Origin of the sequence: Thermomonospora curvata DSM 43183 (genome assembly GCF_000024385.1) — a bacterium.
Lineage (GTDB): Bacteria > Actinomycetota > Actinomycetes > Streptosporangiales > Streptosporangiaceae > Thermomonospora > Thermomonospora curvata.
The window spans coordinates 3,408,515-3,421,328 of record NC_013510.1 but is presented as its reverse complement, the minus strand read 5'-3'; the positions used below and the strand labels follow the sequence as shown (position 1 = coordinate 3,421,328).

The following is a 12,814-nucleotide window of genomic DNA, read 5'->3' as shown; positions in this document are numbered from 1 at the left end:
TCCCGTCCCCCTGAACGCCGTCGGGCCTTACGGACTGCTTCGGGCCTGCCGGCGGGGCGCCCGGTCGGCGGCGATCCAGGCGGCGGGCAGCTCGGCGGCCGAGGCGACCACCGTCACCTGCCAGCCCGCGGCGCGCAGCAGCCGGGCGGCCCGGTCGCTCGGGCGGCGCCGGTCACCGGATTGATCCACCATGATCGCCACATGGGCGGCGGCGCCGCGCCGCAGCGCCGCCAGCGCCTGCGCCTCCTGCTCCTCCAGCGCGCCGAGCACCGCGATGACCGGTCCTGCGCCGTTTTCGCCCGGACCGCCGCCGGTCAGCTCGGCCAGGCCGCGGTTCAGCGAGCTTCTCTTGGAGGGCCGCACCCCGGCCAGCAGGTCCAGCAGCGCGCTTTCGAAGGCGGCCGAGGCCTCCAGCGACCGCCCGGCGTCGGTGACCAGCCGCAGCCCCACCCCGGCCCGGCTCAGATGCACGCCCACCGAGGCGGCGATCGACACCGCCTGCTCGAACGACCCGGCCGGCCCCTCCCCGGGGTGCGCGCGGGCCCGGGTGTCCAGCAGCAGCGTGCCGCTGTCGCGCCGGTGCCGCTCCTCGCGGCGCACCATCAGCTCGCCGCGGCGCGCGGTCGACCGCCAGTGCACCCGCCGCAGGTCGTCGCCGTGCCGGTACTCCCGGGGCGCCACATCGTCCTCGCCGGAGCCGGCCAGCGCGCGGGCCGGGCTGTCGCCGCCTCCGCCCCATCCGCCCGGCGGCCGCCCGGCCGGCAGCTCCACCACCTGCGGGGTGACGGTCAGCCGGTCCGCCACGCTGAAGGAGCGGACCAGCTCCACCAGCCCGAACGGGTCGGCCAGCCGCACCGTCAGCGGGCCCACCCGGTGACGTCCGCGCACCTGCGAGCGCACCCGGTAGCTCAGCTCGCGCGACCCCTGCGGCTCGATCCGCTCGATCACGAACCGGGCCCGCCCGCCCAGGGCGTACGGCACCCGGTCCTCCACCAGCAGCAGCCCGCTGGGCAGCCGCGAGACGTTCTGCAGCCGCAGGTCCACCCGGGCCTCGTGCCCCACCGGCACCCTGGCGGGCGCCAGCCGCCGGGCGCACACCAGCCGGTAGCGGGTCCGCGCGACCATCACCGCCGACAGCAGCGGCAGCACCAGCACCAGCATCCCGGCGCGCAGCAGGTCCCGCTCCCCGAGCACGAACGCGCACACGATCGCGGTCACCCCGGCGGCCATGAAGGACCTGCCGCGCGTGGTCAGGCCGCTGAGCGTTCTCCTCACGTCCGCATTCTCCCGTCGCCGAGCCGCCGCCGGGCCGGCTCAGCGGCGCGGACCGGGCACCGGCAGCCGTTCCACCAGGGCGGCCACCACCTGCTCGGGGGTGCGCCGCTCCAGCAGCGCCTCGGGGGTCGGCAGCAGCCGGTGCGCCAGCACCGGGACGGCCAGCGCCTGCAGGTCGTCGGGCACCACATAGTCGCGGTCGTCGAGCGCGGCGTAGGCGCGGGCCGCCCGCACCAGCTGCAGCGTCGCCCGGGGCGAGGCGCCCAGCCGCAGATCCGGGTGCTTGCGGGTGGCGGTGATCAGGTCGATGGCGTACTGGCGCACCCCCGGCGACAGGTGAACCTGGCGGACCGCCTCGGCCAGGGCGCGCACGTCGTGGGCGTGCGCCACCGGGGTCAGCCGCTCCAGCGGCGAGGACCGCCCATGGGAGTCGATCATCTCCAGCTCGGCGGCCGGGTCCGGGTAGCCCATGGAGATGCGGGCGGTGAACCGGTCCCGCTGGGCCTCCGGCAGCGGGTAGGTGCCCTCCATCTCCACCGGGTTCTGGGTGGCGATCACCATGAACGGCGACTCCAGCGGGTAGGTGGCGCCGTCCACCGTGACCTGCCGTTCCTCCATGCACTCCAGCAGCGCCGACTGGGTCTTGGGGGAGGCCCGGTTGATCTCGTCGCCGACCACGATGTTGGCGAAGACCGGGCCGGGTTTGAACTCGAACTCGCCCCGTTCGGCGTTGTAGGCGCTCACCCCGGTGATGTCGCTGGGCAGCAGGTCGGGGGTGAACTGCACGCGCCGCACCGAGCAGTCGATGGACCGCGCCAACGCCTTGGCCAGCAGCGTCTTGCCCACGCCCGGCACGTCCTCGATCAGCAGGTGCCCCTCGGCCAGCAGCACCGTCAGCGCCAGCCGGACGGCCCGGGGCTTGCCTTCCACGACCGACTCCACGGCGTTGCGGATCTTGGTTGCGATCTGCACCAGATCGTCCAGCCCTACGCCGCCGTTTCGGGACGCTTCGGGGGCGGGTGCGGGGGGATTCACATATGACTCGCCATGCGTCCCTACTGACACAAACCCTCCTCCGCCACCCCTGCCGCGGTGCCGACCACCGGATAAGGACCGCCGGCCCTGGATGTGGTCTCCTGCGAGGCGATGCACATGCTTTTTGTCTGGCTTAACGACAGTACGTCGTCCGGTCGTTCCGCCGCGATGTTTCATGCGCGGCGGGAGAGTCACCATTCTGCCGCTCCGCGGCGAGTCCGTGGGGATCGGCACAGCCAGGGGACTTGGCCGTTTTGTTCGCGCACTCGCCATGCCCGCCTTCTGCGCCCTCGCTTGGCGCCGTGCCGGGCCGGGAGGCCGCCGGGGAGGGCCGCTGCGGGGCCCGGCCGTGCACCACTTCTCACCACCCCCTTTTGAGCTGCGGTTTTGTCGCCTGAGACGCAATGAGACACGGGTTTAGGCAGTTGACGGTGGGGAGGAGTGGAGTAGAGTGGAGCCGCGTGGGGGGCCGGTCGCGCCCTACGCGGCGCGGGGAGGTGGGCCGGTGTTTCTGGGCACCCATACTCCGCGTCTTGATGAGAAGGGACGGCTGTTCCTGCCGGCGAAATACCGCGAGGAGTTGTCGGGGGGATTGGTGATCACGAAGGGCCAGGAACGCTGCCTCTACGTCTTCCCCGTGGCAGAGTTCCAGCGCATCACCGAGGCCCTGCGCACCGCACCGCTCACCGACAAGGCCCTGCGGGCCTACAGCCGGGTCTTCTTCGCCGGCGCCTGTGACGAGGTCCCCGACAAGCAGGGGCGCATCACCATACCGCCGGCGCTGCGGGCCTACGCCGGTCTCGAACGGGACTGCGCCGTCATCGGGGCCAACACCCGTCTGGAGATCTGGGACGCCCGGGCGTGGCAGAAGTACCTGGAGGCCCAGGAGCCCGCCTTCGCGGATCTGTCGGAGGAGGTGATGCCCGGGATCTTGTGATCGTTCCTGCGCCGGTCGCAACAGACCGGCACGGCCGACGTTCGGCCAGGTCTCCAGCCGCTCTCCGGTCAGCTGACGCAGCTTCCCCGGTGTCAGGTGACGCTCGCCTCCGCGGTGACGCGGCGGCCTCCCATATCAGGGCAGCGGATGGGGACCTGGCCGGACGAGGTGGCCGGTTCTCGGGGGCACCCACGGGACACGGCGACCCCGCACCGACGGGGCCGGGACGGTGAGCCGTCGCATCATGCGGCCACCGAGTCCTCGTGCGAGCCGTGGCCGACTGTGGCGGTACAAGGGGGGGGTAAGGACGTGCAGGACAGCGCTTGCGCGGCGCAGGCCGGCCACATACCGGTACTGCTCGACCGCGTCCTGTCCCTGCTGGCCCCCGCCGTCGAATCCGCCCCCGCCGGGCGCGACCCGCTCTATGTCGACGCCACCTTGGGAATGGGCGGCCATGCCGAGGCCATGCTGCAGGCGCATCCGAGATTGCGCCTGATCGGGCTGGACCGCGACCCCTCCGCCATCGAACGCGCCGGCCGCCGCCTGGCGCGTTTCGCCGACCGCGTGCGCCTGGTGCACGCCGTCTACGACGAGCTTCCCCGCGTGCTGGCGGAGCTGGGCGAGCCGCACGCCGAGGCGATCCTGTTCGACCTGGGAGTCTCCTCCCCCCAGCTGGATGAGGCCGAACGCGGCTTCGCCTACTCCTACGACGCCCCGCTGGACATGCGGATGGACCCCACCCAGCCGCTGACCGCCGCCGACGTGGTCAACGGCTACCCGCCCGAGGAACTGGCCCGCATCCTGCGCGAGTACGGCGAAGAACGCCACGCCCGGCGCATCGCCGCCGCGATCGAACGCGAACGCCGCCGCGCGCCGCTGCGCTCCACCGGGCGGCTGGCCGAGCTGGTGCGCCAGGCCATCCCCGCACCGGCCCGCCGCAGCGGCGGCAACCCCGCCAAACGGACTTTCCAAGCACTGCGCATCGAGGTCAACGGCGAACTGGCGATCTGGGAGCGGGCGCTGCCGGCCGCTTTGCAGGCGCTGCCCGTCGGCGGCCGGGTGGCGGTGCTGTCGTACCACTCGCTGGAGGACCGCATCACCAAGCGGGTGCTGACGGCCTGCAGCACCGACACCACCCCGCCGGGACTGCCCGTCTCGCTGCCGGAGCACCGGCCGACCTTCCGGCTGCTGACCCGGGGCGCCGAGACGCCCGGCGAGGAGGAGATCACGGCCAACCCGCGCGCCGCCTCGGCCCGGCTGCGCGCGGCCGAGCGAATCGGCGAGCCGGTCGCCGCACCGGCGGGTCCAGGAGGCAGGGCATGACCACGACCACCGACCCCGGGTCGCGCCCCACCCGGCGCCCGTCCCGGCGTCCGGCCCGCTCCGGCCGGGCCGTTTCCCAGCGCCCGCACGCCGCCCCGCCGCAGCGGCGGCCCCGCGCCGGGGAACGGGCCGCCCGGGACGGACGACGGGCCGAGGAGTGGGGGCCGGCGCGGCCGGCGGCCCCGCCGCGGACCCCGTTCGTGCTGCTGATCATCGGGTTGCTCGCCGGCGCGCTGGTCAGCCTGCTGCTGCTGAACACGGTGCTCGCCCAGGACGCCTTCGAGCTGAGCCGGCTGCAGCGCAACGTCAAGCTGCTCCAACAGGAAAAGCAGGCCATGGAAAGCGAGATCGCCCGCGAGGAGTCCCCCGAGCGCCTGGCCCGCAAGGCCGAGAACCTCGGCATGGAGCAACCCACCCAGGTCGCCTTCATCGACCCGCACACCCGCCGGGTGGTGGGCGGCGGCCTGCGGCCCGTCCCGCACGCCGCGGCCGCTGCGGCCGCGGCGGCGGGCGCCCTCGGGGTGCCCGGCGCGGTCATCCCGGGCGGTGAGGCGGCCTCCGCGGCCACCCGACCGTGATCGCCGGGGGCAGCGCATGACGACCCGTCCGGGAGGTCCTCCGAGCGGCGGCAGGCGATCTCCGCGCAACCGCGGCGACGACGGCGCCGGCCCGCCCCGCGTCTCCGGACGGCGGGGCGGCCGCCCGCCCGCCGGCGGCGACCGCGTCGGCCGGTCCGACCGCGCCGGCCGGGACGGCGCCGCCCGGCGCGGCCCGGCGGCCGACTCCGCCCCCGTCCGCCCCGCCGCCAGAGACCGGCGGTCCTCCGGCGCGGCGGGCCGGACGCCGTCCGCCGCCCGGCGCCCGGCGCGCACCGAGGCGGCGTCCGTCCGCAGGCTCCCGACCGCCTCCACCGGACGTCCGGGCCGGTCCCGCAGGACCTCCGGCGGCGGCCCGCGCCGCCCCCGCCCGTCCTTCCGCCGCGCCGACCCGATGCGCCGGCTGAACGCCGGGCTGCTGGCCATCGCGTTCGTGCTGTCGCTGTTCGCCGGACGGCTGGTGCAGCTGCAGACCATCGACTCGGAGGTCTACACCGCCCGGGCCCTGCAGCAGCGGCTGCACAAGCTGGAGCTGCCGGCGGTGCGCGGCGACATCACCGACGCCGAGGGCCACCCGCTGGCCAAGACCGTGGAGGCCCGCGCGGTCTTCGCCGACCCGCACCTGATCAAGCCCGAACAGCGGCAGAGGATCGTCTCGGCGCTGGCGCCGCTGCTGGGGCTGGAGGCCGACTGGCTGCTCAAGAAGATCAGCACCCCCAACAGCCGGTTCGTCTACCTGGCCCGGGGCATCGCCCCCGACCAGGGCCGGATGGTGGAGGCGCTGCGCCTGCCCGGCATCGACACCCTCCCCGAATACCGGCGGATCTACCCCAACGACGACCTGGCCGCCGGCGTCATAGGTTTTGTGAACCGAGACGGCAAGGGCGGCGCCGGGCTGGAGTGGGCGCTGGACTCCCAGCTGGCCGGCAAGGACGGCTGGCAGCGCGTGGAGATCAGCCCCACCGGCCAGCACATCCCCATGGGGCAGGACAGCAAGCAGCCGCCGGTGCCCGGCAAGGGCGTGCGGCTGACGCTGCTGCGCGACCTGCAGGCCCACGCCCAGCAGGCGATCGAAAAGCAGGTCAAGGCCACCGGGGCCGACAACGGCAGCGTCATCGTCATGGAGCCCCGCACCGGGCGGATCCTGGCCATGGCCTCCGCCCCCGGATACGACCCCAACCGCTACAGCGAGGCCGACAACTGGCGCAACCCGGTCGTCGAGGACGCCTACGAGCCGGGCAGCACCAACAAGGTCATCACCGCCGCCGCCGTGCTGGAAAAGGGCGGGGTGACGCCCGACACGGTGTACCGGGTACCTTACTCCATCCGCCGCTATGACCGGGTCTTCCACGATTCCAGCCCGCACCCCACCCGGCGGATGACCTTCGCCGGCGTGCTGGCCAAGTCCAGCAACGTCGGCACCATCCTGGCCAGCGAGACCATCACCGACCAGGAGCTGTACGGCTACCTGCGCGCCTTCGGGTTCGGCGAGAAGACCGGGGTGGGCCTGCCGGGCGAGACCCCCGGCCAGCTCAAGCCGCCCTCCCAGTGGTCGGGCACCGACCGCTACCCCATCTCCTTCGGCCAGACCGTCTCGGTGAACGCGCTGCAGATGGCCAGCGTGTACGCCACCATCGCCAATGGCGGGGTCCGCGTCACGCCCACCCTGGTCGCCGGCACCATCGGCCCCGACGGCCGCTTCACCCCCTCCCCCGAGCCGGCCCGGCGGCGGGTGATCAGCGAGCGCACGGCCGATGAGATCATCCGCATGCTGGAGGGCGCCACCGGCGCCGAGGGCACCGCCCCGGCCGCCGCCATCCCCGGCTACCGGGTGGCCGGCAAGACCGGCACCGCCGAGATCGTCAACCCGCGCTGCGGCTGCTACAAGGGCGGCGGCTACACCGCCTCCTTCGCCGGATTCGCCCCCGCCGACGACCCGCAGCTGGTGGTCCAGGTCGTCCTGCAGAAGCCGACGAAGGGAAGCCACTATGGTGGCGACATCGCCGCGCCGGTGTTCCGGGACGTGATGTCCTTTGCGTTGAAGACCCGGAAGATCCCGCCCACCGGGGGAACGGCGCCGAAGATCAGAATCTACGCCCGAGACTGACCACGATCGGTACGGTGAGCGAGTATCTTCCCGCCGTGTCGCCGTAGCGACGTCCGGCCCGCTGACCGCCGCGAAAGAACCATGATGCGCCCGACCACCAATCCCGCCCGCCCGCTGCTGGGGCTGGTCGAGCTGCTGTCCGCTCAGGCGGACGGGCCCGGCCTGGCCAAGGTCGCGGTGACGGGCATCACCCACGACTCCCGGCAGGTGCTGCCGGGGGACCTGTACGTCGCGCTGCCGGGGACCCGCGCCCACGGCGCCGAGTTCGCCGCCCAGGCCGCCGCCGCCGGCGCCGTCGCGATCTGGACCGACCCGGCCGGCCGCCACCGGGCCGCCGCCACCGGGCTGCCGGTGCTGGTCACCGACGACGTCCGCGCCCGCCTGGGCGAGGCGGCCTCCTGGGTGTACGGGGACCCGGCCCGCGACCTGAGCCTGATCGGAGTGACCGGCACCAGCGGCAAGACCACCACCGTCTACCTGCTGGAGGCCGGGCTGCGCGCCGCCGGGGTGGACACCGCGGTGATCGGCACCGTGGAGATGCGCATCGGCGACACCCGGCTGCCCAGCTCGCTGACCACCCCCGAGGCCACCGACCTGCACGCCATCTTCGCCAAGATGCGGGAGGTGGGCGTGGGCGCGGCGGCCATGGAGGTCTCCAGTCACGCCCTGGCCCAGGGACGGGTCGGCGGCACCTGCTACGACGTGGCGGTCTTCACCAACCTCTCCCAGGACCACCTGGACTACCACGCCACCATGGCGGACTACTTCGCCGCCAAGGCCAAACTGTTCACCCCCGCCTACAGCCGGGTCGGCGTCGTCAACGTCGACGACGGCTACGGCCGGGAGCTGACCCGCATCGCCCAGGTCCCGCTGACCACCTTCTCGGCGGCCGGCGACCCGTCGGCGGACTGGCGCGCCGAGGACGTGCGGCTGGGCGCCGACGGCAGCGTCTTCCGCCTGGTGGGGCCCGGCGGCATCGAGGCCGACGTCTCCATCCAGCTGCCCGGCCCGTTCAACGTCGCCAACGCGCTGGCCGCCATCGTCGCGCTGGTGGAGGCCGGGCTGCCGCTGCAGGTCGCGGCGGCCGGGGTCGGCACGCTGACCGGCGTGCCGGGCCGCCTGGAGCCCATCGACGAGGGCCAGGACTTCACCGCCCTGGTGGACTACTCCCACAAACCCGGCGCCGTGGAGGCGGTGCTCACCTCCCTGCGCGAGGTCACCGCCGGACGGCTGATCGTGGTGCTGGGCTGCGGCGGCGACCGGGACCGCGGCAAACGCCCGCTGATGGGCGAGACGGCGGCCCGGCTGGCCGATGTGGCGGTGCTCACCGACGACAATCCCCGCTCCGAGGACCCGCTGGCGATCCTCGCCGCTATGGTCGAGGGCGTGCTCAAGGTGCCGCAGGCCGAGCGGGCGCACCTGGTGGTCGAGCCCGACCGCGCCGCGGCGATCGCCTTGGCGCTCGGCCGGGCCCGGCGCGGCGATGTGGTCGTCATCGCCGGCAAGGGGCACGAGCAGGGACAGTACGTGGCCGGCCGGGTCCTGCCGTTCGACGACCGCGAGGTCGTCCGCGCCGAGCTGCGCCGGCTGGTGGCCCAGGCGGACGGAAGGGACGTGGCCCAGCGGTGATCCCACTTGCGCTGTCGCAGATCGCGCTGCTTTCCGGCGGAAAGGCGACGCCGGGCGCCGAGGACGCCCTGGTGACCGGCCCGGTCGTCATCGATTCGAGGGCCGTCGTCCCCGGCGCGCTGTTCGTGGCGCTGCGCGGCGAGCGCGCCGACGGGCACGACTTCGCCGCCGCCGCGGTGGCCGCCGGCGCCGCCGGGGTGCTGGCCCAGCGTCCCCTGGACGACCCGGCGCTGCCCGCGGTGATCGTGGACGATGCGGTGGCCGCCCTCGGCCGGCTGGCCGGCGGGGTGCTGGCGCGCCTGCCGCAGGTCACCGTGGTCGGGGTCACCGGGTCGGCGGGCAAGACCTCCACCAAGGACCTGATCGCCCAGGTGCTGCGGCGGCACGGGCCCACCGTCGCCGCCGAGGGCTCGTTCAACAACGAGATCGGGCATCCGCTGACGGTGCTGCGCGCCGACGAGCAGACCCGGCACCTGGTGCTGGAGATGGGCGCCCGGGGCATCGGGCACGTGGCCTACCTGTGCCGGGTGGCGCCGCCGCGCATCGGCGTGGTGCTGAACGTCGGCAGCGCCCACCTGGGGGAGTTCGGCGACCGGGAGGCCATCGCCCGGGCCAAGGGCGAGCTGGTGGAGGCCCTGCCGGCCGACGGCGCCGCCGTGCTGAACGCCGACGACCCCCTGGTGCGGGCGATGGCCGCCCGCACCGCCGCCGAGGTCCTCACCTTCGGCCGGGCCGCCGACGCCGATGTGCGCGCCGCCGACGAGACGCTGGATGCGCGGGGCCGGCCGCGTTTCACCCTGGTCACCCCCCGCGGCTCGGCACCGGTGGAGCTGCGGCTGCACGGCCGGCACGCGGTCGGCAACGCGCTGGCCGCCGCCGCGGTGGCGCTGCGGGCCGGGATGGCGGTGGAGGCGATCGCCCGGGCGCTCTCCCAGGCCGCCCCACTCAGCCGCTGGCGGATGGAGGTCACCGAACGGCCCGATGGGGTCACGGTGGTCAACGACGCCTACAACGCCAACCCCGAGTCGATGCGCGCCGCGCTGGAGGCGGTCGCGCACATGGCGCGGGCCGCCGGCGGCCGCGCTTTCGCCGCCTTGGGCGAAATGGCGGAACTCGGCGCCCGTTCTGTGGCGGAACACGAGAAGATCGGGCAGCATGTCGCGCGCAACGGATACGCCGGACTGGTCGCCGTGGGCGAGGCGGCGGCTCCGCTGCTCGACGGGGCCAGGCAGGCGGGGTCATGGACGGGAGAGTGCGTACAGGTGGATGACGTCGGCGCGGCGGTGACCGCGCTCAGCGAGCGGCTGCGTCCGCGGGACGTCGTGCTGGTGAAGGGCTCCCGTGTCGCGGGGATGGAACGGGTCGCCCAGGGGCTGCTGGCGTCCGCCGGCGAGCGCAAGGCCGATGGAGGTGCCGCCCGGTGAGGAACATCATCCTGGCCGCGGCGTTCTCACTGTTCATCGGCATGGTGGGAACTCCGCTGTGGATCCGCATCGTGCGCCGCCTCGGTTATGGGCAGATGATCCGCGAAGAGGGGCCGTCGGCCCACTACGACAAGCGCGGCACCCCCACCATGGGCGGCACGGTCTTCATCGTCGGCTCGCTGGTCGGCTACGCCGCCGCGCACGTCTTCACGCGGACCCCGCCCACGGTGTCGGGGCTGCTGGTGCTGATGCTGATGGCCGGGCTGGGCCTGGTCGGCTTCGTCGACGACTACATCAAGGTGTTCAAGCAGCGCAGCCTGGGCCTGCGCAGCGGCGCCAAGATGATCGGCATCATCCTGGTCGGGGTGGTCTTCGCCGTCGCCTCGCTGAACTTCCCCAACGGCTATGACGTCACCCCGGCCACCGACCAGCTGTCGTTCCTGCGCGACTTCGGCCCCTCCATCGGGCCCTACCTGTTCGTGCTGTGGGCGCTGTTTTTGATCGCCGCGGTCTCCAACGGGGTCAACCTGACCGACGGCCTGGACGGCCTGGCCGCCGGCCCGGCCGCCATGGTGCTGGCCGCCTACGTGATCATCGGTAACTGGCAGCTGCGCAACAGCTGCTTCAACGACGCGCTGGCGCCCAACTGCTACAGCGTGCGCGACCCGCTGGATCTGGCGGTGGTGGCCGCTGCGGTGCTCGGCGGTGTGTTCGGCTTCCTGTGGTGGAACGCCCCGCCCGCCAAGGTCTTCATGGGCGACACCGGCTCGCTGGCCCTGGGCGGCGTGCTGGTGGGCCTGGCCATCTTGACCCGCACCCAGTTCCTGCTGGCGATCCTGGCCGGCCTGATCGTGATGATCACCCTGTCGGTGATGATCCAGGTCGGGGTGTTCCGGGTCACCCAGAAGCTGACCGGCACCGGGAAACGGGTGTTCAAGATGGCCCCGCTGCAGCACCACTTCGAGCTGTCGGGGTGGGCCGAGACCACCATCGTCGTGCGATTCTGGCTGATGTCGGCGCTGTTCGTGGCGATCGGCGTCGGGTTGTTCTACCTGGAATGGATGCCCAAGGGGTGAGCTGGAAGGATCGCCCGGTCTGCGTGGCCGGGCTGGGGATCTCGGGCCGGGCGGCGGCCAGGGCGCTGGCCGCCCGCGGCGCCCGCGTCACCGTCGTGGACGCCCGCGACGATGCGGCCGCCCGCGAGCAGGCCGGCGAGCTGCGCGAGTGCGGCGTGCAGGTGCGGCTGGGCGACGGGGACGCACTGCCGGAGGGCACCGACCTGGTCGTGGTCTCGCCCGGCTGGCGGCCGGACGCGCCGCTGCCGGCGGCCGCCGCCGCGGCCGGCGTGGAGATCTACGGCGAGGTCGAGCTGGCCTGGCGGCTGAGCCGGGAGGACGGCGGGCGCGCCGCTCCCTGGCTGGCGCTGACCGGCACCAACGGCAAGACCACCACGGTGCGGATGCTGGCGTGCATCCTGCGCGCCGCCGGGCACCGGGCGCCGGCCGTCGGCAACGTCGGCACCCCCATCGTGGAGGCGGCGCTGGACCCCTCCTGCGACGTGCTGGCCGTGGAGCTGTCCAGCTACCAGCTGCACTGGTCCTCCAGCCTGGCCCCCGAGGCGGGCGCGGTGCTCAACGTGGCGCCCGACCACCTGGACTGGCACGGCTCCCTGGAGGCCTACGCCGCCGACAAGGGCAAGATCTACGCGCCCGGCACCGTGGCGGTGTTCAACGCCGACGACGAGATCAGCACCCGCCTGGCCGCCGGCGCCGAACGCGCCGTCGGCTTCACCCTGGGCATCCCCGCCCCCGGGCAGCTGGGCGTCGTGGAGGACCTGCTGGTGGACCGGGCGTTCACCGGCGACCCCCGGCGGGAGGCCGCCGAGCTGGCGCAGCTGTCGGACGTGCGGCCCTTCGCCCCCCACAACGTCGCCAACGCCCTGGCCGCCGCCGCGTTGGCCCGCGCCCACGGCGTGCCGCCGCAGGCCGTCGCCGAAGGGCTGCGGGCGTTCGTGCCCGACCCGCACCGCATCGCGCACGTGGCCACCGTGAACGGGGTGGACTACATCGACGACTCCAAGGCCACCAACCCGCACGCGGCGGCCGCGTCGCTGGCCGCCTGCGAGTCGGCGGTGTGGATCGCCGGCGGCCTGCTCAAGGGCGCCGACGTGACGGAGCTGGTGCGCTCGTGCGCGCCGCGGCTGCGCGCGGCGGTGCTCATCGGCGCCGACCGCGCCAAGATCGCCGAGGCGCTGGCGCGACACGCGCCCGAGGTCCCGGTGGTGGACATCCCCGACACCCACACTGGGACGATGGACATCGTCGTCGCCGAAGCCGCCCGCCTGGCCAGGCCGGGCGACACCGTGCTGCTGGCCCCCGCCGGGGCCTCCTTCGACATGTTCACCAGCTACGGCGCCCGCGGGGAGGCGTTCGCCGCGGCGGTGCGCCGGCTGGCCGGCCGCGACGGGCGGGCCGACGGGTAGCCGCCG

General features: G+C 74.1%; 10 protein-coding genes. 8 read left to right on the top strand and 2 right to left on the bottom strand.

The window, feature by feature from the left end:
• Positions 1 to 27 precede the first annotated feature (27 nt).
• Together TCUR_RS14480 and TCUR_RS14475 are read right to left on the bottom strand one after the other, a co-directional pair.
• Entirely contained in the window at positions 28 to 1,275 is a 1,248-nt protein-coding gene (locus TCUR_RS14480) for a DUF58 domain-containing protein (RefSeq protein WP_012853263.1), read from the bottom strand.
• 39 nt (positions 1,276 to 1,314) lie between these two features.
• Complete coding sequence (locus tag TCUR_RS14475) at positions 1,315 to 2,340, bottom strand: AAA family ATPase (RefSeq protein WP_012853262.1); 1,026 nt, start codon at positions 2,338 to 2,340, stop codon at positions 1,315 to 1,317.
• A gap of 475 nt (positions 2,341 to 2,815) precedes the next feature.
• Here TCUR_RS14475 and mraZ point away from each other — a divergent pair, with 475 nt between their 5' ends.
• From mraZ to murD, 8 genes are all read left to right on the top strand, one after another.
• Positions 2,816 to 3,247, top strand: coding sequence for a division/cell wall cluster transcriptional repressor MraZ (gene mraZ / locus TCUR_RS14470; protein WP_012853261.1), 432 nt, complete (start codon positions 2,816 to 2,818; stop codon positions 3,245 to 3,247).
• A gap of 309 nt (positions 3,248 to 3,556) precedes the next feature.
• Positions 3,557 to 4,570, top strand: a complete 1,014-nt coding sequence (rsmH, locus tag TCUR_RS14465) for a 16S rRNA (cytosine(1402)-N(4))-methyltransferase RsmH (RefSeq protein WP_012853260.1) — start codon at positions 3,557 to 3,559, stop codon at positions 4,568 to 4,570.
• Positions 4,567 to 5,148 (top strand): cell division protein FtsL, encoded by a 582-nt coding sequence (gene ftsL / locus TCUR_RS27115; RefSeq protein ID WP_012853259.1) that lies wholly within the window; start codon positions 4,567 to 4,569, stop codon positions 5,146 to 5,148. The genes rsmH and ftsL overlap by 4 nt, the downstream gene beginning before the upstream one ends.
• Positions 5,149 to 5,560: 412 nt before the next feature.
• Entirely contained in the window at positions 5,561 to 7,273 is a 1,713-nt protein-coding gene (locus TCUR_RS14455; protein WP_483754781.1) for a peptidoglycan D,D-transpeptidase FtsI family protein, read from the top strand.
• Positions 7,274 to 7,357: 84 nt separating this feature from the next.
• A complete protein-coding gene (locus tag TCUR_RS14450) occupies positions 7,358 to 8,902 on the top strand; it encodes a UDP-N-acetylmuramoyl-L-alanyl-D-glutamate--2,6-diaminopimelate ligase (RefSeq protein ID WP_041439772.1) in 1,545 nt (514 codons plus the stop codon).
• Positions 8,899 to 10,326 carry a UDP-N-acetylmuramoyl-tripeptide--D-alanyl-D-alanine ligase gene (locus TCUR_RS14445; RefSeq protein WP_012853256.1) on the top strand — a complete coding sequence of 476 codons (1,428 nt, stop codon included), beginning with the start codon at positions 8,899 to 8,901 and terminating at the stop codon, positions 10,324 to 10,326. Before TCUR_RS14450 ends, TCUR_RS14445 begins: the two co-directional genes overlap by 4 nt.
• Entirely contained in the window at positions 10,323 to 11,402 is a 1,080-nt protein-coding gene (mraY, locus tag TCUR_RS14440; RefSeq protein WP_012853255.1) for a phospho-N-acetylmuramoyl-pentapeptide-transferase, read from the top strand. Before TCUR_RS14445 ends, mraY begins: the two co-directional genes overlap by 4 nt.
• Positions 11,384 to 12,808 carry a UDP-N-acetylmuramoyl-L-alanine--D-glutamate ligase gene (murD, locus tag TCUR_RS14435; RefSeq protein WP_041439769.1) on the top strand — a complete coding sequence of 475 codons (1,425 nt, stop codon included), beginning with the start codon at positions 11,384 to 11,386 and terminating at the stop codon, positions 12,806 to 12,808. Before mraY ends, murD begins: the two co-directional genes overlap by 19 nt.
• Positions 12,809 to 12,814 lie beyond the last annotated feature (6 nt).